Annotated in this window: 22 protein-coding genes; 12 read left to right on the forward strand and 10 right to left on the reverse strand. The window is 51.5% G+C overall.

What is annotated here, in order from left to right:
* The first annotated feature begins 35 nt into the window (after nucleotides 1-35).
* The gene (purE, locus tag AACS80_RS15215; RefSeq protein WP_001295318.1) at nucleotides 36-545 is read left to right on the forward strand and encodes a 5-(carboxyamino)imidazole ribonucleotide mutase; all 510 of its coding nucleotides are present in this window, start codon (nucleotides 36-38) and stop codon (nucleotides 543-545) included.
* Nucleotides 542-1,609, forward strand: a complete 1,068-nt coding sequence (gene purK / locus AACS80_RS15220; RefSeq protein ID WP_135409638.1) for a 5-(carboxyamino)imidazole ribonucleotide synthase — start codon at nucleotides 542-544, stop codon at nucleotides 1,607-1,609. Before purE ends, purK begins: the two co-directional genes overlap by 4 nt.
* A 36-nt stretch (nucleotides 1,610-1,645) precedes the next feature.
* Here purK and AACS80_RS15225 read toward each other — a convergent pair whose 3' ends face one another.
* The 5 genes from AACS80_RS15225 to allA all read right to left on the reverse strand — a co-directional run bounded on the left by AACS80_RS15225 (nucleotide 1,646) and on the right by allA (nucleotide 7,089).
* On the reverse strand, nucleotides 1,646-2,947 hold the full coding sequence (locus AACS80_RS15225) for a uracil/xanthine transporter (protein WP_135409637.1): 1,302 nt from the start codon (nucleotides 2,945-2,947) through the stop codon (nucleotides 1,646-1,648).
* A gap of 106 nt (nucleotides 2,948-3,053) precedes the next feature.
* A complete protein-coding gene (hyi, locus tag AACS80_RS15230; RefSeq protein WP_130260272.1) occupies nucleotides 3,054-3,830 on the reverse strand; it encodes a hydroxypyruvate isomerase in 777 nt (258 codons plus the stop codon).
* Nucleotides 3,831-3,842: 12 nt separating this feature from the next.
* Nucleotides 3,843-5,624 (reverse strand): glyoxylate carboligase, encoded by a 1,782-nt coding sequence (gene gcl / locus AACS80_RS15235; RefSeq protein ID WP_135409636.1) that lies wholly within the window; start codon nucleotides 5,622-5,624, stop codon nucleotides 3,843-3,845.
* A gap of 89 nt (nucleotides 5,625-5,713) precedes the next feature.
* Nucleotides 5,714-6,529 carry an HTH-type transcriptional repressor AllR gene (gene allR, locus AACS80_RS15240; protein WP_000141275.1) on the reverse strand — a complete coding sequence of 272 codons (816 nt, stop codon included), beginning with the start codon at nucleotides 6,527-6,529 and terminating at the stop codon, nucleotides 5,714-5,716.
* Between the two features lie 77 nt (nucleotides 6,530-6,606).
* Entirely contained in the window at nucleotides 6,607-7,089 is a 483-nt protein-coding gene (gene allA / locus AACS80_RS15245; protein ID WP_135409635.1) for an ureidoglycolate lyase, read from the reverse strand.
* 229 nt (nucleotides 7,090-7,318) lie between these two features.
* Here allA and allS point away from each other — a divergent pair, with 229 nt between their 5' ends.
* A complete protein-coding gene (gene allS / locus AACS80_RS15250; protein WP_135409634.1) occupies nucleotides 7,319-8,245 on the forward strand; it encodes an HTH-type transcriptional activator AllS in 927 nt (308 codons plus the stop codon).
* A gap of 68 nt (nucleotides 8,246-8,313) precedes the next feature.
* Nucleotides 8,314-9,408 carry a tRNA 2-selenouridine(34) synthase MnmH gene (gene mnmH, locus AACS80_RS15255; protein ID WP_135409633.1) on the forward strand — a complete coding sequence of 365 codons (1,095 nt, stop codon included), beginning with the start codon at nucleotides 8,314-8,316 and terminating at the stop codon, nucleotides 9,406-9,408.
* A 343-nt stretch (nucleotides 9,409-9,751) separates the two neighbouring features.
* On the opposite strand, the gene ybbP is transcribed toward mnmH, so the two are convergent.
* Nucleotides 9,752-12,166, reverse strand: coding sequence for a putative ABC transporter permease subunit YbbP (gene ybbP / locus AACS80_RS15260; protein ID WP_135409632.1), 2,415 nt, complete (start codon nucleotides 12,164-12,166; stop codon nucleotides 9,752-9,754).
* Nucleotides 12,163-12,849 (reverse strand): putative ABC transporter ATP-binding protein YbbA, encoded by a 687-nt coding sequence (ybbA, locus tag AACS80_RS15265; protein ID WP_032237096.1) that lies wholly within the window; start codon nucleotides 12,847-12,849, stop codon nucleotides 12,163-12,165. The genes ybbP and ybbA overlap by 4 nt, the downstream gene beginning before the upstream one ends.
* Between ybbA and tesA the strand changes: the two genes are divergently transcribed.
* The 3 genes from tesA to cnoX are packed head-to-tail and all read left to right on the forward strand — an operon-like array spanning nucleotide 12,820 to nucleotide 15,157.
* On the forward strand, nucleotides 12,820-13,443 hold the full coding sequence (tesA, locus tag AACS80_RS15270; RefSeq protein WP_001295836.1) for a multifunctional acyl-CoA thioesterase I/protease I/lysophospholipase L1: 624 nt from the start codon (nucleotides 12,820-12,822) through the stop codon (nucleotides 13,441-13,443). The two genes, ybbA and tesA, sit on opposite strands and share 30 nt — an antisense overlap.
* Nucleotides 13,433-14,242, forward strand: a complete 810-nt coding sequence (gene ybbO / locus AACS80_RS15275) for an NADP(+)-dependent aldehyde reductase (RefSeq protein WP_135409631.1) — start codon at nucleotides 13,433-13,435, stop codon at nucleotides 14,240-14,242. Before tesA ends, ybbO begins: the two co-directional genes overlap by 11 nt.
* 60 nt (nucleotides 14,243-14,302) lie before the next feature.
* Nucleotides 14,303-15,157, forward strand: a complete 855-nt coding sequence (cnoX, locus tag AACS80_RS15280; RefSeq protein WP_138183860.1) for a chaperedoxin — start codon at nucleotides 14,303-14,305, stop codon at nucleotides 15,155-15,157.
* Nucleotides 15,158-15,219: 62 nt separating this feature from the next.
* Here the strand turns inward: cnoX and fetB are convergent, their stop codons facing one another.
* Nucleotides 15,220-15,999: an iron efflux ABC transporter permease subunit FetB gene (gene fetB / locus AACS80_RS15285; protein ID WP_010347707.1), complete on the reverse strand. Its 780-nt coding sequence runs from the start codon at nucleotides 15,997-15,999 to the stop codon at nucleotides 15,220-15,222.
* On the reverse strand, nucleotides 15,986-16,663 hold the full coding sequence (gene fetA / locus AACS80_RS15290) for an iron efflux ABC transporter ATP-binding subunit FetA (RefSeq protein ID WP_138183861.1): 678 nt from the start codon (nucleotides 16,661-16,663) through the stop codon (nucleotides 15,986-15,988). The genes fetB and fetA overlap by 14 nt, the downstream gene beginning before the upstream one ends.
* Nucleotides 16,664-16,808: 145 nt before the next feature.
* Between fetA and AACS80_RS15295 the strand changes: the two genes are divergently transcribed.
* Together AACS80_RS15295 and AACS80_RS15300 are read left to right on the forward strand one after the other, a co-directional pair.
* The gene (locus AACS80_RS15295) at nucleotides 16,809-17,726 is read left to right on the forward strand and encodes an SPFH domain-containing protein (RefSeq protein WP_135409630.1); all 918 of its coding nucleotides are present in this window, start codon (nucleotides 16,809-16,811) and stop codon (nucleotides 17,724-17,726) included.
* On the forward strand, nucleotides 17,723-18,181 hold the full coding sequence (locus AACS80_RS15300) for an NfeD family protein (RefSeq protein WP_130206345.1): 459 nt from the start codon (nucleotides 17,723-17,725) through the stop codon (nucleotides 18,179-18,181). The genes AACS80_RS15295 and AACS80_RS15300 overlap by 4 nt, the downstream gene beginning before the upstream one ends.
* A 151-nt stretch (nucleotides 18,182-18,332) precedes the next feature.
* On the opposite strand, the gene AACS80_RS15305 is transcribed toward AACS80_RS15300, so the two are convergent.
* Nucleotides 18,333-18,695, reverse strand: a complete 363-nt coding sequence (locus AACS80_RS15305) for a hypothetical protein (RefSeq protein WP_001001643.1) — start codon at nucleotides 18,693-18,695, stop codon at nucleotides 18,333-18,335.
* Nucleotides 18,696-19,060: 365 nt separating this feature from the next.
* On the opposite strand from AACS80_RS15305, the gene AACS80_RS15310 reads away from it, so the two are divergent.
* From AACS80_RS15310 to AACS80_RS15320, 3 genes are read left to right on the forward strand one after another with little or no spacing between them, the layout of a single operon-like run.
* Complete coding sequence (locus AACS80_RS15310; RefSeq protein ID WP_135409629.1) at nucleotides 19,061-20,077, forward strand: YadA C-terminal domain-containing protein; 1,017 nt, start codon at nucleotides 19,061-19,063, stop codon at nucleotides 20,075-20,077.
* A gap of 53 nt (nucleotides 20,078-20,130) precedes the next feature.
* On the forward strand, nucleotides 20,131-20,553 hold the full coding sequence (locus AACS80_RS15315; protein WP_130260281.1) for a hypothetical protein: 423 nt from the start codon (nucleotides 20,131-20,133) through the stop codon (nucleotides 20,551-20,553).
* Entirely contained in the window at nucleotides 20,550-20,753 is a 204-nt protein-coding gene (locus tag AACS80_RS15320) for a hypothetical protein (RefSeq protein ID WP_024257417.1), read from the forward strand. The genes AACS80_RS15315 and AACS80_RS15320 overlap by 4 nt, the downstream gene beginning before the upstream one ends.
* Nucleotides 20,754-20,755 lie beyond the last annotated feature (2 nt).

Below are 20,755 nucleotides of genomic sequence, written 5' to 3' on the forward strand. Positions count from 1 at the left end.
GCCGAGAGTTGTGCACCACAGGAGTTTTAAGACGCATGTCTTCCCGCAATAATCCGGCGCGTGTCGCCATCGTGATGGGGTCCAAAAGCGACTGGGCTACCATGCAGTTCGCCGCCGAAATCTTCGAAATCCTGAATGTCCCGCACCACGTTGAAGTGGTTTCTGCTCACCGTACCCCCGATAAACTGTTCAGCTTCGCCGAAAGCGCCGAAGAGAACGGTTATCAGGTGATTATTGCGGGCGCAGGCGGCGCTGCACACCTGCCGGGCATGATTGCCGCCAAAACGCTGGTGCCAGTGCTGGGCGTGCCCGTACAGAGCGCCGCACTGAGCGGTGTCGATAGTCTCTACTCCATCGTACAAATGCCGCGCGGCATTCCTGTAGGTACGCTGGCGATTGGTAAAGCAGGCGCGGCAAACGCGGCGTTACTGGCAGCACAAATTCTTGCGACTCATGATAAAGAACTGCACCAGCGTCTGAATGACTGGCGCAAAGCCCAGACCGACGAAGTGCTGGAAAACCCGGACCCTCGAGGTGCGGCATGAAACAGGTTTGCGTCCTCGGTAACGGGCAGTTAGGCCGTATGCTGCGCCAGGCTGGCGAACCGTTAGGCATTGCTGTCTGGCCGGTCGGGCTGGACGCTGAACCGGCGGCGGTGCCTTTTCAACAAAGCGTGATTACCGCTGAGATCGAACGCTGGCCGGAAACCGCATTAACCCGCGAGCTGGCGCGCCATCCGGCATTTGTGAACCGCGATGTGTTCCCGATTATTGCCGACCGTCTGACTCAAAAGCAGCTTTTCGACAAGCTCCACCTGCCGACCGCGCCGTGGCAGTTACTTGCCGATCGCAGCGAGTGGCCAGCGGTGTTTGATCGTTTAGGCGAGCTGGCGATTGTTAAGCGTCGCACTGGTGGCTATGACGGACGCGGTCAATGGCGTTTACGCGCCGATGAAACCGAACAGTTACCGGCAGAGTGTTACGGCGAATGTATTGTCGAGCAGGGCATTAACTTCTCTGGTGAAGTGTCACTGGTTGGCGCACGCGGCTTTGATGGCAGCACAGTGTTTTATCCGCTGACGCATAACCTGCATCAGGACGGTATTTTGCGCACCAGCGTCGCGTTCCCGCAGGCTAATGCGCAGCAGCAGGCGCAAGCTGAAGAGATGTTGTCGGCGATTATGCAGGAGCTGGGCTATGTGGGCGTGATGGCGATGGAGTGTTTTGTCACCCCGCAAGGTCTGTTGATCAACGAACTGGCACCGCGTGTGCATAACAGCGGTCACTGGACGCAAAACGGCGCCAGCATCAGCCAGTTTGAGCTGCATCTGCGGGCGATTACCGCTCTGCCGTTACCGCAACCAGTAGTGAATAGTCCGTCGGTGATGATCAACCTGATTGGTAGCGATGTGAATTATGACTGGCTGAAACTGCCGCTGGTGCATCTGCACTGGTACGACAAAGAAGTCCGTCCGGGGCGTAAAGTGGGGCATCTGAATTTGACCGACAGCGACACATCGCGTCTGACCGCGACGCTGGAAGCGCTGATCCCATTACTGCCGCCGGAGTATGCCAGCGGCGTGATGTGGGCGCAGAGTAAGTTCAGTTGAGCCATATCGGGTGGCTAATTCTCGTCACCCGTCACCTCATTTCAGCCGATGCCACGGAATCAGATTATCCATTAACACCGCCAACAAAATACTAACCAGCAATCCGTTACTTAATAATGGGCGAAGCGTTAATGGCAGATCCTGTAAATAGACAGGCGGTAATCCCATTAAAAAGATCCCAACAAATAACGGTAGTGCGAGTCGATAAACATTACGCGCCGTAAAGTTAATTTGTTGGCTAAAAAGTAGCGCAGAAAAGAGTAATGGCAAATAAGACACTAACATTACCGCACTCGTTACCGGCAGCGGAATACTGCTGAATAAGCGCGTCAGTGGCGGAGTCATCGCTACCAACAAACAAATCGCACTACCGTAGAGAAATGAACGACGTGTCGCATCGCCAGTTTGCGTTAATAAACCAATAGACGAAACGAACGGCGAAAAGGGAATAATAGCCATCGGCACCGTCACCAGCGTCATCACCCCTGTGACCACGAAACTTCGACGATAACGTCTGTTTCCCGCCCCTTGTTGTGGGTAAAAAATATCAGTACCCCGGACTGCGCCATAAGTATTGCTGATATTAACCAGACCGGTAATTACCGCCGTCACAATAATCCCTGGGGATAACTTGCCTCCGCTCCCCAAGGGAAACCATTGCCAGTGCAGTTCAGAATGAATGATTGGCGATGAAGGAAAGCAGAAATGCCAAAGTAGCCAACCTAGTATTGTCCCCACCAATACCCCATAACGTGCCAAACGCTGGGGAAGAAAAATAATCATCGCCAGCACCAGACACATTACCGCTACCGACAGAGCAAACGCTGGAAACTGAATTTTAAAATTTGGGTCAGCAATACCAAACGGCAAACCTAACATTCCCTTAAAGAAGATAGTGGTAAGCTGCGCGCCCAGCATCAACATAAAAACGACCATCACGGTTGGGGTGAACAAGCGTGCCAGACGGTGACCTAACCCACTAATACCAATTAAAATAGTCAGTACGCCGGAAATCGCAATTCCTGCTACCAGACTATTGGCAATATCATTGAGCGGTGTACCTCGCGATGATTCACCCAACGTGATGGTGAGGATCGTTCCCCACCATAAACCTCCAGGCCCTTCCATAATAGCGCGGCGATGACCGAAAAATGCCTGAGCAATACAGGCTAATGCGGTTGCCAGAAATGCATATTGCGTCAGTGTCAGCAAACAGCTTTGCGGTAGCTGAAATGCCGAAAGCAACGTTGGCGGAACCACTACGGTGTTACAAAAAATGAAGAAAAACCACTGAAAACCAGACAACATATTTTCGCGGTTAAATGAAATATTAAACATAGGAACACCTGTTAAAATCGCGCCAACTGCTATCATTTATCGAATACAGATAACTTCATTCCCCACCAGCCAGGTATTAAAAACCTTGTCTGCAGCATATTTTAATTTAGCAGTAAGGGGTAATCCACGCTAATCCCTCTTCCGTAGTGGTCTTCGGTTTATATTCACATCCTACCCACCCATCGTAGTTTGATTGCGCAATTACCGTAAAGAGATATTCGTAATTAATTTCTCCGGTCCCTGGTTCGCCGCGATGTGGATTATCGGCAATTTGCAGGTGACCAATTTTATCGGCCCACTGAGTCATGGTATTGGTTAATTCACCTTCCATCCGCTGCATGTGATAAATGTCATACTGAATTTTCAAATTGCAGCAACCAACATCATCAATCAATTTCAGCGCCTGCCGAGTTCCGGTGAGATGGAAACCAGGAATATCAAAATGGTTAATAGGTTCAATCAGTAATAAAATATCTTCTTTCATCAGCATATTCGCGGCATAACGCAGGTTTGCTACAAGCGTTGCGTGAATCTGTTCACTGCTGAAACCAGCCGGCGTTTTACCGACCAGACAGTTAATTTTTTTATTACCCAGTGCACGAGCATAACGAATCGCTGCTGCTACGCCATCCCGAAACTCTTCTTCACGGCCAGGAATACAGGCAATACCCCGCTCGCCCGCCGCCCAGTCACCTGCCGGTAAATTGTGCAGCGTATGTTCGAGTTTATTACTCGCCAGCACCTGTTTTAATTCTTCAATGTCGTAGTCATAAGGGAACATAAATTCAACACCACGAAAACCACACTGTGCAGCTTTCTCAAAACGGGCGAGAAAATCATATTCACCAAATAACATCGATAAATTAGCAGAGAAACGTAACATTATTTATCTCCCTTATTCATAGTGCATGAAGCAGGTTTCAGTCGGTGCATCCGCTGCGTTATCGGCGATATCTTCAAATTCCATGACGTTATCCAGTTCACTGCCCATCGAAATATTGGTTACACGTTCCAGCATAATTTCCACCACCACCGGGACACGGTACTGCGCCATTAAGGCTTTCGCCTGTTCAAAGGCTGGAGCAATATCTTCCGGTTTGAAAACGCGAATAGCTTTACAACCTAAACCTTCCGCTACTTTCACGTGGTCAACGCCATAACCGTTCACATCACTGGAGTTAATATTTTCGAACGCGAGCTGTACGCAGTAATCCATATCAAATGCGCGTTGCGACTGACGAATCAGGCCGAGATAGGCGTTATTGACCAGCACATGGATGTACGGAATGTTGAACTGTGCGCCAACGGCTAATTCTTCAATCAGGAACTGGAAGTCGAAGTCACCGGAAATCGCCACCACATTGCGCTCTGGATCAGCAGCACACACGCCCAGCGCCGCCGGAATGGTCCAGCCTAGCGGGCCTGCCTGACCACAGTTGATCCAGTGACGGTCTTTAAAGACATGCAGCATTTGCGCCGCAGCGATTTGTGACAGGCCGATGGTGGTGACATAGCAAACATCACGTCCAAAGGCTTTGTTCATCTCTTCATACACGCGCTGCGGTTTCACCGGCACGTTGTCGAAATGGGTTTTGCGCAGCAAAGTGCGTTTGCGCTGCTGGCACTCAGCAACCCACTCTTTACGACACGGCAGACGACCCGCTTTTTGCATCTCCTGGGCCACTTCAACCAGCAGCGTCAGCGCCGCTTTGGCGTCGGAGACAATGCCGAGATCCGGACACAGCACGCGGCCAATTTGCGTCGGTTCAATATCGATATGAACGATTTTGCGCCCTTCGGTGTATTTCTCTACCGAACCGGTATGACGGTTAGCAAAACGGTTACCGATACCAAACACCATGTCCGACGCCAGCAGCGTTGCGTTACCGTAGCGATGCGCGGTTTGCAGACCCACCATCCCGGCCATCAGTTCGTGATCGTCCCGAATACAGCCCCAGCCCATCAGCGTTGGGATCACCGGAACGCTGGTCAGTTCGGCAAACTGTTGTAACAGTGCGGCAGCATCGGCGTTGATCACCCCGCCCCCGGCAACAATCACCGGACGCTCGGCCTGGATTAACATTTCTACGGCTTTTTCGATCTGCATACGGCTGGCTGCAGGCTTGTAGACTGGCAGCGGCTCGTACATATCAGGATCAAACTCGATTTCCGCAACCTGAACGTCGAACGGTAAATCCACCAGTACCGGACCCGGACGCCCAGAACGCATCAGGTGAAATGCCTGTTGCAGCACACGAGGCACCAGCGCCGCTTCACGAACTGTAACCGCCATTTTGCTGACCGGTTTAGCAATTGCTTCAATATCTACGGCCTGAAAATCTTCTTTATGCAGACGGGCTCTCGGTGCCTGGCCGGTGATGCACAAAATAGGAATGGAATCAGCAGAAGCAGAATAGAGCGCGGTGATCATGTCAGTGCCTGCTGGTCCCGAAGTTCCCAAACAAACGCCGATATTCCCAGCCGTTGCGCGGGTATAGCCTTCCGCCATGTGCGACGCACCTTCCACGTGACGCGCCAGAATGTGACGAATACCGCCGTGCTTACGCATCGCTGAGTAGAACGGATTGATTGCTGCTCCCGGAACGCCGAAGGCGGTGGTGATACCTTCTTTCTCCAGCACATACATTGCCGCGTCAACGGCTCTCATTTTTGCCATTTTATTCCTACCCATATTAATTGGAAAAATTTTCCAACTTTCAAATTTTGTCAAAAAAACCCGCTCCGCAGAGCGGGATGCGACAGACACTATGGATGTGCTTTCAGTCCCAACGCCGTGCTGATATCGCGGGCGGTGTCTCTGACCAGCTCACCCTGACTGACAAAACGATCTTCTGTCAGTCTTGATGAAGGCCCGGAGATGGAGATAGCGGCAACAACACTACCTACATCATCGTAAATTGCTGAAGCTATGCAATTCAGGCCTACAACATGCTCTTCTTTATCTACGGTATAGCCCAGTTCACGCGCTTGTTCCAGGTCCTTCAGCAAGGTAGGCATATCCACAAGCGTAGTTGGCGTAAACTGCTGCAAACCAGTTTGCAGGATGATGCTCATCAGCTCCTCTTCCGCCAGCGGATAAAGCAGCGCCTTGCCCGCACCGGAAGCATGCAGCGGCAGACGACTGCCCAGCGGCGCACACATCCTGACCATCGATTTACACTCTAACTGACCAATTAATACCGCTTCATTGCCGTTACGAATCGCGACATTGACCGTCTCGCCGGAAAGCAGCATCAGGCGGCGCATAAACGGCCCGGCAACGGAGAGGACATCACGGTTATGGATGTACGCCGCGCCGACGTTAAAGACACCTAATCCTATATGCCACCAGCCTAACTGACTGTCCTGATAGACAAAATCCGCTGCCTGTAAAACCTTTAACAGGCGAAAGGTCGTCGAGAGCGGCAAATCCAGATTGAGAGAAATATCGCTAACCGACGAACTTCCTCCACTTTTTTCCAGATATTGCAGAATCGCAATTCCCCGCTCTAACGCCTGTGCGCCCTTCTGTGCCACAGGCTCCGCCTGTCCTGGCCTGCCGCGCCGTCTAACTTCCGTCATACCTACGTTAACTCCGACCTACAAGTGAGCATAAACAATGAACAATTAGTTTATCTTATGCAAGTCGGTTGCAGGCGTCACGCAAAACAGAGTTCCTGTTCAGGAATACTTTCAACATCACAGTTGTCACTGCCGCCGCGATCGATGGTCAGAAAATCGGTGACGCGCTGCCAGGCGAAAAGCGGGTGATGCCAGACGTTACGATGATAATTCACCCCCTGCTCACCGTTGGTGATAAACGCCCGCAGCGTTGACAGGTCTGGTTTATCGTCACCTGACGCCACGACCACTACAAACACTTCACCTTTCATCGGGATAAATGCCTGAGTACCCAGCGGATGACGTTCGAGTTCGTGGATGGTCAGCGGCAGATTCGCCGGTTGCGCGCGGTTAATGCTGATAAGCGTACGGTCTTGCTCAAAAATCTCAACCAGCGCCAAATCGTGATAGCGCTCCACCAGGCCATTGTTAATATGGAAAAAATCCCGTTGCTGCGTTTCGATAACGTCGCCATAAGCACAAAAGGCTTCCTGACTTAACGGTAATACCTGAAGTTTCATCTTTTTGTCCTTGTAACATAATTCCGTTCAACCACCGCCGACCGGTCAGCCAGGTTTCAATAACAGGCAATCTAAAACCTAAAGAGAACAACATCAACACAAAAGTTGGAATATTTTTCCAAAACTAGATTTAGCCCACAAATCACACAGGGTTATCATGTGAAAATACAGGTAAATCAAAGGACAGGAAAATCACGCAACCTGCGGATTTAAAAGGGGATACCTGAAGATGTTTGATCCAGAAACTTTGCGGACTTTCATTGCTGTTGCCGAAACGGGAAGTTTTTCAAAAGCGGCAGAACGATTATGTAAAACGACGGCGACCATCAGTTATCGCATTAAGCTTCTGGAAGAGAATACCGGAGTAGCGCTGTTTTTCCGCACGACTCGCAGCGTGACGTTGACAGCGGCTGGCGAACATCTGCTATGTCAGGCCAGAGACTGGCTGAGTTGGCTGGAAAGCATGCCGAGCGAGCTGCAACAGGTGAATGATGGCGTGGAACGCCAGGTGAATATCGTCATCAACAACCTGCTCTATAATTCCGAGGCCGTCGCCCAACTGCTGGCGTGGTTGAATGAACGTTACCCCTTTACCCAGTTTCACATCTCCCGACAAATCTATATAGGCGTCTGGGACTCGCTATTGTACGAAGGTTTTTCACTGGCTATCGGCGTCACGGGAACAGAAGCACTGGCAAATACTTTTAGCCTTGATCCCTTAGGTTCGGTGCAATGGCGCTTTGTCATGGCGGCAGATCATCCACTGGCAAAGGTTGAAGAGCCGCTAACAGAAGCGCAATTGCGGCGCTTTCCTGCGGTCAATATTGAAGACAGCGCCCGCACCTTAACCAAACGCGTCGCCTGGCGTTTGCCGGGACAAAAAGAGATTATTGTTCCTGATATGGAAACGAAAATCGCCGCCCATCTGGCGGGCGTTGGCATTGGTTTTTTGCCAAAATCACTTTGCCAGTCGATGATTGATAATCAACAACTGGTCAGCTGGGTCATCCCGACGATGCGCCCGCCTTCGCCATTGAGTCTGGCATGGCGTAAATTTGGCAGCGGCAAAGCGGTGGAAGATATTGTGGCCTTATTTACCCAGCGCAGGCCGGAAATCAGTGGATTTTTAGAAATTTTCGGCAACTCACACAGTTAAAAATCAAGTTTCCTTGCGCGTTGGCGCGTAAAATAGCGCGCAAGCTGATTTGAGGTTCACTTTTTACTATGCAAGAGAGACACACGGAACAGGACTATCGTGCCCTGCTGATTGCTGATACGCCCATTATTGATGTTCGCGCCCCCATCGAGTTTGAGCAAGGCGCAATGCCCGCCGCTATCAATCTGCCGTTAATGAATAATGATGAACGCGCCGCCGTTGGCACCTGCTATAAACAGCAAGGGTCTGACGCGGCGCTGGCGCTGGGGCATAAACTGGTGGCGGGTGAAATTCGTCAGCAGCGCATGGATGCCTGGCGGGCAGCGTGTCTGCAAAATCCGCAAGGTATTCTCTGCTGCGCCCGTGGCGGTCAACGTTCACATATTGTGCAACGCTGGCTGCATGAAGCGGGGATTGATTATCCGCTGGTGGAAGGCGGTTATAAGACACTGCGCCAGACCGCGATTCAGGCGACCATTGAACTGTCACAAAAACCGATAGTACTGATTGGCGGTTGTACCGGCAGCGGTAAAACGCTGTTAGTGCAGCAACAACCGAACGGTGTTGATCTGGAAGGGCTGGCGCGCCATCGCGGTTCTGCTTTTGGTCGCACATTGCAGCCGCAACTTAGCCAAGCGAGTTTTGAAAACCTGCTGGCTGCCGAAATGCTAAAAACCGACGCCCGTCAGGAGCTGCGCCTGTGGGTGCTGGAAGATGAAAGCCGGATGATCGGTTCGAATCACCTGCCGGAATGCCTGCGCGAGCGAATGACTCAGGCGGCGATTGCGGTGGTAGAAGATCCGTTTGAGATCCGTCTTGAACGCCTGAACGAAGAGTATTTCTTGCGTATGCATCATGATTTTACCCATGCGTACGGCGACGAACAGGGCTGGCAAGCGTATTGCGAATACCTGCATCATGGGCTTTCAGCGATTAAGCGTCGGCTGGGGTTACAGCGCTATAACGAACTGGCTGCAAGGCTGGATGCAGCGCTGACAACGCAACTCTCAACCGGCACAACCGACGGTCATCTGGCCTGGCTGGTGCCGCTGCTTGAAGAGTATTACGACCCGATGTATCGCTATCAGCTTGAGAAAAAAGCGGAAAAAGTTGTCTTTCGCGGTGAGTGGGCGGAAGTGGCGGAATGGGTTAAGGCGCGGTGATGGGCGGTATTCTGAAACGGCGATTGTCGTGAGAACAGAATGGTTGCACCAGAATACAGATATAAAAAAACCGACATGACAGTCGGTTTTTTTATTTTTTCCGCCCAAGACTTGGTGGTTCCGGGCAGAAATGAAACAGTCCTCATCTAGCAAGTGAATTATAAGTCAGGATGCCTGCATATTCAAACAGCTATGTTGGCGATACAATCCCGACGCTAGTAGCAAGACTGCCGGATGCGGCGTAAACGCCTTACCCGGCCTACAAAATCGTGAAAACTCAATACATTGCACGCTCTTCGTAGGCCTGATAAGCGTAGCGCATCAGGCAATCTAACGCCTGTCATCACCCCGCAAACTGCCTGAACAGCGCCTTACCCTTAACCAGTCGCGCGCCAAGCCAGCCGCCGCAAAGTGACAGCAGCAGTGCACCGCTGCACGGCAGCACAATCCACAACCGCCAGTCCGGTTCCCACGGGAAGTCGAACACTTTCGCCTGCAACACTGCCAGCGCCGTTTCCGCACCAGTTGCGGCCACCAGACCAGAAACAAACCCGAGCATGGCGAACTCGCTCCACAATGTTGTGCGCAGCAGTTTTTTGCCCGCGCCTAGGGTGCGCCACACCACCAACTCCTGATGACGCTGACGCATTCCTACCTGCACCTGTGCCAGCAACAGCAACATACCGCAGGCGGTGACCAGCACCACCATCACTTCCAGCGCCCGACTTACCTGCTGCAGCACCTGACCAACCTGTTTTAAAATCGCGCCAATGTCTAACAGGCTAATGGTCGGGAACTGGCGGTTGAGTTGCGTCAACATGCCGTTGCCATTCTCCCAGCGGAAACTGGTGAGCCAGCTTTGCGGCTGCCCATCCAGCGCCCCTTCCGGGAAAATAAAATAGAAATTAGGCCGCAGACTTTCCCAGTCCACTTTGCGCAGGCTGGTCACTTTAGCGCGGAACTCCTGGGTATCGCCCATAAAAGTCACGGTATCGCCGAGGGCAACGTTTAAGCGTTTCGCCAGCCCCTCTTCCATCGACACTTCATCGGCTTTTGGCGGCCAGTTACCGGCGACAATCGGATTATGATCGGGCCGCGTATTTTGCCAGGTAAGATTGAGTTCGCGGTTAAGCGCCTCATCGTCATTACCTTCTGTCGGCTTGTCGTTAATCGCCGTCAGCCGCGCACGCACCACTGGATAAAATGATTCCGGGACTATCTGATGTTCCGCGAGGAACGCTTTTAGCGGCGTAACCTGTTCTGTGGCGATGTTGATTAAAAAGTAGTTCGGGCTTTCTGGCGGTAGCTGCTGCTGCCAGCGGTCAAGCAGATCGCCACGCAACACCAGCAGCAGTGCCAGCAGCATAAAGGAGAGCGAAAATGCCGAAAGCTGGCTTAACGTTGACCACGGCTGACGTAACAGGCGGCTGACCGCCAGGCGCAGAGGCAGCGATTTCAGCGTCATGCGGCGAAGTACATTCAGCAGCATCCAGCCCAGCACACCGCACAGCAAAGCCAGCACCACCGCGCCCGCCAGCACCGCCCACAGCAGCATACTGCCGCCCATCAGCCCGACGAGCAACAGCACAACCACCACAGTGACAACCGGCAGATAAAACTTCAGCGGCCAGACGTTCGCTACCACATCATTACGTAGTACGCGTAAAGGCTGCGTTGCCAGCAACAGGCGGTACGGTCGTAGCCCCACCAGCAGCGAGATGACCGTCATGGTGCCGAGCGCCCACAGCCACGGCCAGAGGCTGGCAGGCGGTAGTGCGGCAGGCAGAACGGGCTTGAGCAGTACCATCAATACGCTTTCGAACAACAGGCCAATCGCCCCGCCGGTAACGGCTGAAAGCACCAGCACCATCAACCACTGACCGACGATTAACTTACGCAGTTGCGCTCGCCCTGCCCCCAGCGTTTTGAGGATCGCCACCAGATCGTAGCGACTGCGACAGTAATGATTCATCGCCACCGCCACCGCAGCCACTGCCAGCAGCAAGGTCAGAAGCGCCGAAAGCAGCAGGAACTGTTGCGAGCGTTCCATCGAGCGCCCCAGCGCGCCTTCGTCCTGTTCCAGACCGTACCAGCGTTGTTCGGGTTTAAGCTGGGGTAACAGCCATTTCTCATAGCCGTCGAGCTGATTCTCGCTGCCACCAAATTTATAGCGCCAGGTGACCCGACTCCCCGGCTGCACGGCTCCGGTTTTATCGACATCCGCCAGATTCATCATCAGGCGTGGGGCTATCTGGAAGGGGTTAAAACCGGAATCCGGTTCCTGAATCACTTCTCCGGCAATCCGCAAGGTGGCATCACCCACGTCAATGGTGTCGCCCGTTTTCAGGTTAAGCAGTGCCATCAGGCGTGGGGCCAGCAATACGCTACCCGCCTGCGGTTTCAGACCAGGGGGATTAGTTTGCAGATCGCCATACATCGGGTAGATATCATCCACCGCTTTGACATTCGCCAGCTGCGGTGTGTCGCCTGCAAATGTCATGGTGGCGAAAGTCAGCTGCTTGCCGACTTTCAGGCCGCGCTTTTGCGCTTCCTCCAGCCACGCTTGTGGCACTTCGCGCGAACTGTGCAACGCCCGATCGCCCGCCATAAACTCACGGCTTTGCTGGCTTAAACCTTTCTCCATGCGATCGCTGATATTGCCCAGCGCCAGCACGCAGGCCACCGCCAGGCTTAGCGCCAGCCAGACAATTAATAGCGACGGCGAGCGCCATTCGCGCCAGAACCAACGTGCAATCATGCTTCCTCCTGCAACTGCCCGTTCACCAGCCGTAAGCAGCGGTCACAGCGTGCCGCCAGTTGCAGGTCGTGGGTCACCATAATCAACGTGGTGCCATGTTCACGGTTGAGGGAAAACAGCAGGTCGGCAATTTTATCGCCCGTCTGGCGGTCAAGGTTGCCGGTGGGTTCGTCGGCAAACAGCACATCAGGTCGACCGTTAAAGGCTCGCGCCAGCGCCACCCGTTGCTGTTCACCGCCGGAAAGCTGTGCCGGAAGATGATCAAGACGTTTACCCAGCCCTAACTGTTCGAGCAACGCTTTCGCCCCGTTACGACTTTCCGCGCTACTCTCACCGCGCAGCAGCGCCGGAAGCTCGACGTTTTCCAGCGCGTTAAGGGTAGGAATTAACATAAATGACTGAAAAACAAAGCCTACGTGCTTCGCGCGCAACTTTGCCCGCGCTTCTTCGTCCATATTATGTAGCGGTTGTCCTACCAGATTCACTTCGCCACTGCTGCCGTCATCCAGCCCGGCGAGGATCGCCAGCAAGGTTGACTTACCCGATCCCGACTCGCCCACCAGCGCGATGGTTTCGCCACGTTTGACAACCAGCTCAACTCCGGTGAGGATGGAGAGTTCATGCTCCCCCTGACCGACGGACTTCTTAAGATGATGAACTTCAACAATGTTTTCCGCTGGCATTTGCCCTTCCTGTTCCTGGTCCTGTTAACTTTCCGTGCCGCCGCAGCGGACACGTTATTAATTCTGGGTGATAGCCTGAGCGCCGGGTATCGAATGTCTGCCAGCGCGGCCTGGCCTGCCTTGTTGAATGATAAGTGGCAGAGCAAAACGTCGGTAGTCAATGCCAGCATCAGCGGCGACACCTCGCAACAAGGGCTGGCGCGCCTTCCGGCTCTGCTGAAACAGCATCAGCCGCGCTGGGTGCTGGTTGAACTGGGCGGCAATGACGGTTTGCGTGGTTTTCAGCCACAACAAACCGAGCAAACGCTGCGCCAGATTTTGCAGGATGTCAAAGCCGCCAACGCTGAACCATTGTTAATGCAAATACGTCTGCCTGCAAACTATGGTCGCCGTTATAATGAAGCCTTTAGCGCCATTTACCCCAAACTCGCCAAAGAGTTTGATGTTCCGCTGCTGCCCTTTTTTATGGAAGAGGTCTACCTCAAGCCACAATGGATGCAGGATGACGGTATTCATCCCAACCGCGACGCCCAGCCGTTTATTGCCGACTGGATGGCGAAGCAGTTGCAGCCTTTAGTAAATCATGACTCATAAAGCAACGGAGATCCTGACAGGTAAAGTTATGCAAAAATCGGTCTTAATTACCGGATGTTCCAGTGGAATTGGCCTGGAAAGCGCGCTCGAATTAAAACGCCAGGGTTTTCATGTGCTGGCAGGTTGCCGGAAACCGGATGATGTTGAGCGCATGAACAATATGGGATTCACCGGCGTGTTGATCGATCTGGATTCGCCAGAAAGTGTTGATCGCGCAGCCGACGAAGTGATCGCCCTGACCGATAATTGTCTGTATGGGATCTTTAACAATGCCGGATTCGGCATGTATGGCCCCCTTTCCACCATCAGCCGTGCGCAGATGGAACAGCAGTTTTCCGCCAACTTTTTCGGCGCACACCAGCTCACCATGCGCCTGTTACCGGCTATGTTGCCGCACGGTGAAGGGCGTATTGTGATGACCTCATCGGTGATGGGATTAATCTCCACGCCGGGCCGCGGCGCTTACGCGGCCAGTAAATATGCGCTGGAGGCGTGGTCAGACGCACTGCGCATGGAGCTACGTCACAGCGGAATTAAAGTTAGCCTGATTGAGCCTGGTCCCATTCGTACTCGTTTCACCGACAACGTCAACCAGACGCAAAGCGATAAACCGGTCGAAAACCCCGGCATCGCCGCCCGCTTTACGTTGGGGCCGGAAGCGGTGGTTGCCAAAGTGCGCCATGCTTTTATCAGCGAGAAGCCGAAGATGCGCTATCCGGTGACGCTGGTGACCTGGGCAGTCATGGTGCTTAAGCGCCTGCTGCCGGGGTGCGCGATGGACAAAATATTGCAGGGGTGAGTTGAAGCGCGCGCTTAAGCCCCCATGTCAAAGAAAATATCGACAACAGAGAGCGACTCCATGTCCGTAGAAAATATTGTCAACATTAACGAATCTAACCTGCAACAGGTTCTTGAACAGTCAATGACCACACCTGTGCTGTTCTATTTTTGGTCTGAACGTAGCCAGCACTGTTTGCAGTTAACCCCAATTCTGGAAAGCCTCGCGGCGCAGTACAACGGGCAATTTATTCTGGCGAAGCTGGACTGCGACGCGGAGCAGATGATTGCCGCCCAGTTTGGTCTGCGCGCTATTCCGACCGTGTATCTGTTCCAGAACGGGCAACCGGTAGACGGCTTCCAGGGGCCGCAACCGGAAGAAGCAATCCGCGCCCTGCTGGATAAAGTGCTGCCGCGTGAAGAAGAGCTGAAAGCCCAGCAGGCGATGCAACTGATGCAGGAAGGCAATTACACCGACGCCCTGCCATTGCTGAAAGACGCCTGGCAGTTGTCGAATCAGAACGGGGAAATCGGCCTGCTGCTGGCAGAAACGCTGATTGAGCTGAACCGTTCTGAAGATGCAGAAGCCGTGCTGAAAACCATTCCGTTGCAGGATCAGGACACCCGCTACCAGGGGCTGGTGGCGCAAATCGAACTGCTGAAGCAGGCGGCAGATACGCCGGAAATTCAACAGTTGCAACAGCAGGTGGCGGAGAACCCAGAAGATGCCGCACTGGCGACGCAACTGGCACTGCAACTGCATCAGGTTGGGCGCAATGAAGAGGCGCTGGAGTTACTGTTTGGGCATCTGCGTAAAGATCTCACCGCCGCAGACGGTCAGACGCGTAAAACGTTCCAGGAGATCCTCGCTGCGCTGGGTACGGGGGATGCACTGGCGTCGAAGTATCGCCGCCAGCTGTATGCATTGTTGTATTGATATTCCGTTGATCGGCACATGAACCACAACGCCGGATGCGATGCTGCGCATCCGGCATCGCATCATTTCTTCTTCAATTGCGTCACCACCAACTGGTGGCGCGAATTATAAAACTTACGATAGGTTAAATAGCAGGCAATAATGGTTGACAGGCTGGCGGTTGAGAGCAGCATAAAGGTCACCATAATCTGATATTTAATCGCCTTCACCGGATCAATCCCGGCAAATATCAGCCCGGACATCATTCCTGGTAAACTCACTAAGCCAACCGTTTTTGCTGAATCGACCGTCGGAATTAAAGCCGCGCGAATACTGTCGCGAATCAATATCGCTGAAGCCTGTTTCGGCGTCGCGCCAAGACTCAGTTTCTCCTGAATCTGTTGCTGTTCGCTAATCACGCGTTGCCCTAAATTGTTGTAACACAACCCCACCGCTACCATGGCGTTACCGGCTATCATCCCGGCGATAGGGATCACTTGCATCGGGATAAATTCAATCGATCCTGAGAGAATCAGCACCGCCAGGGTAATTCCCGCCCCGACCGTAATGGCAATAAACGATGAGATAAAAGCTTTAGCAATATATTTACTGCGTTTTTGCGCATTCCACGCCGCATTAAAGCAGATAAATAACACCATCAATAATGTCAGGCTGGCATCATCAACGCTGAAAATATATTTCAATACATAGCCGACAATAATCAGCTGAATTATCGCGCGCCCCACACTCCAGAGAATATCTTTCTCCAGCGCCAGTTTTTCTTTATGGCTAATTAAGATTGCGACAACCACCAGCATTAATGCCAGTGCCAGTGACTCGTTGGTAATATTATGCGTGTTCATAGCGTGCTTCCTGCATTTCTCCGGCATACGGTTGCAGTGTAATCACTTTATCCGCATGATTAATTTCGTCTTTATCGTGCGTCACCCACAACACAGCAATATTTTGCTCACGTACATAGCGGTGGATCATCTCATTGACGTTGCGTTTGTTGCTTTCATCCAGCGCACTGGTGATTTCGTCGAGCAATAAAACCTTCGGCATAAATTGTAGATTACGAATCAATGAGATGCGTTGTTTTTCACCACCAGATAGCTCGGCGATATTTTTCGTCAAAATGGTGTCCGGCAAGGAAAAACGTTCGAGAAAATCGAGAAAAATGGCCGGATCAGGCTGCTGGTTACGGATCTGCCAGGGAAAGATCAGGTTATCGTAGACCGTGTCGCCAAACAAAGCCGGCGTTTGGGCGCAGTAAGAAACTTGTTGGCGATAGGTTTCTGGCTTTAGTGTGCTGACATCCTCACCTTCAAACAGTAACGTTCCGCAGGTCGGGCTGATTAATGAAGCAACTATTTTTAGTAGCGTACTTTTACCGCAGCCAGAAGGGCCGGTAATTAACTTAAATTCGCCAGCACGCAGCGAAAAATTGATGTTATTGAGAATCTTCGTATCGCCCGCCTGATATCCAACATTTTGCAGTTGGAGCAAAAGACTATTTTCCTGCATTACCCATCCCTTTTTCTGATTTTTACTAAAAACAGTTTATCCTCCGCAAGAATAAGGGGGAACTCTCTTTCAGTAATCAGGTATAATTTGTTTAATCAAGCAGCAACTTTGCTCTTTATGGACGGTACAACAGGAGGTTTTTCCGATGCTTATTTTTATCCCGATTCTCATTTTTGTCGCGCTGGTGATTGTTGGCGCGGGCGTCAAAATCGTGCCGCAGGGCTATCAGTGGACGGTAGAACGATTTGGTCGTTATACCAAAACGTTACAGCCGGGGCTAAGTCTGGTGGTGCCGTTTATGGACCGCATTGGTCGTAAGATCAATATGATGGAGCAAGTGCTCGACATCCCATCCCAGGAAGTTATCTCGAAAGATAACGCCAACGTCACTATCGACGCCGTTTGCTTTATTCAGGTGATTGATGCCCCGCGCGCGGCTTATGAGGTCAGCAATCTGGAACTGGCAATCATCAACCTGACCATGACCAACATCCGTACCGTTCTGGGTTCGATGGAACTTGATGAAATGCTCTCTCAGCGCGACAGCATTAACTCGCGTCTGCTGCATATTGTCGATGAAGCCACTAATCCGTGGGGGATAAAAGTCACCCGTATTGAAATTCGCGATGTGCGCCCACCGGCTGAACTTATCTCTTCAATGAACGCGCAGATGAAAGCGGAACGTACCAAACGCGCTTACATCCTTGAAGCAGAAGGGATTCGTCAGGCGGAAATTCTCAAAGCCGAAGGTGAAAAACAGTCACAAATCCTGAAAGCGGAAGGTGAACGTCAGTCGGCATTCTTACAGGCCGAAGCACGTGAACGTTCTGCCGAAGCGGAAGCCCGCGCGACCCAAATGGTGTCTGAAGCCATTGCTTCTGGTGACATTCAGGCGGTGAATTACTTCGTGGCGCAGAAATACACCGAAGCGTTACAGCAGATTGGTTCCTCCAGCAACAGCAAAGTGGTGATGATGCCATTAGACGCCAGCAGCCTGATGGGATCGATTGCCGGGATTGCTGAACTGGTGAAAGACAGCGCGAACGAGCGAAAGAAATCATGATCGAGATGATAGCTATCCATCCGCATATTTTTTGGCTGAGTCTCGGCGGTCTGCTGCTGGCAGCCGAGATGTTGGGCGGCAATGGTTATCTGTTGTGGAGCGGTGTCGCGGCGGTGATTACTGGCCTGGTGGTCTGGTTGCTGCCGCTGGGTTGGGAGTGGCAAGGGGTGATGTTTGCCGTCCTGACGCTACTTGCCGCCTGGCTGTGGTGGAAATGGCTGGCACGAGGCGTGCGCGAACAAAAGCACAGTGACAGTCATTTAAACCAGCGCGGACAGCAATTGATCGGCAGACGATTTGTGCTGGAATCACCGTTAGTCAACGGGCGCGGTCATATGCGCGTCGGCGACAGTTCATGGCCCGTCAGCGCCAGCGAGGATCTCGGTGCAGGTACGCATGTTGAGGTTATTGCGATTGAAGGGATAACGCTGATCATCCGTGCGGTCATCGCCTGATGCGACGCTGACGCGTCTTATCATGCCTACAAATCTGTGCCTGAACGTAGGCCGGATAAGGCGTTTACGCCGCATCCGGCAGTCGCGCACCGACGCCTGATGCAACGCGGGCGCGTCGGCCGCCTCCGCCATATTAACTGGCATTGGCAAATTACTCGTCACTGCCTTTATTCATGTTTTTTTGGTCTTCATCCGGATAGTGTTTTTTTAGATATTCCAGGACGTTTTTATTGACCTTGTGTTGGGTATACACCCACCCTTTCCAGTAATCAGGCTGGTCCAGGTAAACTTCTGGCGGAATGGTGAAATCAGAAAGCGTTAACCATTCGGCTAACAGATCGGGGTTTCTCTTCTGGATCAACTGCAACAGCATGATCAGCGACATGGCAGAGGCAGGAGCCGTACTATCGCCGCTTAAATACTTCCACACCGTAGAGCGATTCGAACGAAAAAGGATCGGGAGCAGCGCCCTGTCCAGATTCATTTCATTAAAAATCTTCTCAAATTCATTCATTTAATTTTCCTGCCTGGCGTAAACCTCTTAAAAATTGAGATTTATCAAAGAAACGCATTCTAGCACACATCAGGAACAGCTTCACGTTTAGCCCAGAAACAACATTTATTTCGCTTATCAAAACAAGTCTTTACTCTTTTTTACATTGAAAGAGCACAAAATGATTTTCTATTTTATTTATATAAGAAACATTTTTTGTTTCTTATTGGCAATATTTACGCTTACACCAACCAAAAATGCGCTTTACATCACACAAATGGCGGCGTAGATTTCGATTAAATTGCAACGTAGTTTATTTCTTAAAATGATATTATTTGTTTCTTATAGAAACACTAATGCGACTTATTTTGCACGAGAGAAAATGAATGAAAACTGTAAACGTAGCTTTACTGGCACTCATAATTTCAGCAACATCCAGCCCTGTTGTTTTAGCTGGTGATACCATTGAAGCGGCGGCAACAGAGCTTTCAGCCATTAACTCTGGCATGTCGCAATCGGAGATTGAGCAGAAGATTACCCGCTTTTTAGAACGCACAGACAACAGCCCCGCTGCGTATACCTATTTGACTGAACATCACTACATCCCTTCTGAAACACCTAATACCACTCAGACTCCCCCTGTCCAGACAGATCCTGACGCAGGACAAAAAACCGTTGCCGCTACAGGTGATGTACAGACAACTGCCCGTTATCAGAGCATGATCAACGCCCGACAGTCTGCGGTAACTGATGCCCAGCAAACGCAAATTACAGAGCAACAGGCGCAGATCGTAGCCACACAAAAAACGCTCGCCGCGACTGGAGATACGCAAAATACCGCGCATTATCAGGAGATGATTAATGCCAGACTGGCGGCTCAAAATGAGGCTAATCAGCGCACTACCACTGAACAAGGGCAGAAAATGAATGCGCTGACAACCGATGTGGCAGCACAACAGCAAAATGAAAGGACTCAATACGACAAACAAATGCAAAGTCTGGCGCAGAAGTCAGCCCAGGCACATGAGCAAATTGAAAGTCTGAGACAAGATTCCGCACAAACGCAGCAACAGTTAACCAACACCCAAAACCGGGTCGCTGATAACAGCCAGCAGATTACAACGCTCAATAACAATTTCAGTTCGCTGAAAAACGAAGTTGAAGATAACCGTAAAGATGCTAATGCGGGGATCGCGTCAGCCATTGCCATTGCCTCACAGCCGCAGGTGAAAACCGGTGATTTAATGATGGTGTCAGCGGGAGCTGGAACGTTCAACGGTGAATCTGCGGTGTCTGTCGGAACATCTTTTAATGCCGGAATTCATACGGTAATTAAAGCGGGAGTCTCAGCGGATACACAATCTGATTTTGGCGCAGGTGTCGGCGTGGGATATTCGTTCTAATTTTAATAGCAATTTCTTATTCGCAATTATCCGCACATTATTTAAGGTTAACAATGATGAATAGCACCATTAAATCGTTTTCCCTGCTGGCGGTTATATTACTGGCTGGCTGTAGCTCCCCCACTTCCCGCATCGCAGATTGCCAGGCGCAGGGCGTCAGTCATGACACCTGTTATCTCGCAGAACAACAGCGTCAGGCGGCTATTTTAAGTGCATCCGAGGCGCAGGCATTTAAAAATGCAGAAGCCGCACAACATGCCCAGGCCACTAAAAAATCCATTTATAAAGGATTTGGCCTTACCTTCAGAATGAGCAGTAAGAACTTCGCTTATCTCAATGATTCGTTATGTGCCATAGATGAAGATAATAAAGATGCCACCGTATATCAGTCGGGTCTGTATAACGTCATTGTTTATCATCACACAGGAAAAGTCGCCTTAATGAAAGAAGGCCAGTTTGTGGGCTATTTAAAATGAAGGAGCAAAAGAAAATAGCCATGACGCATATTATGATTATCGGTGCGTTTATTTTTGCCTTCCTGCAAGTGGTGTTATTAGCCTCCCTGGTTCACGCTGTGAATGTTAACAACGAAATCCAGGAAGGCTTATTTCAGTCGGGGCGCATTATGGTAGAAAGTTTGCAGCATATTCTTTCAGTGCAAACGGGGATTAACTGATT

The organism is Escherichia sp. E4385, assembly GCF_963883145.1.
In the GTDB taxonomy this organism is placed as follows: Bacteria; Pseudomonadota; Gammaproteobacteria; order Enterobacterales; family Enterobacteriaceae; genus Escherichia.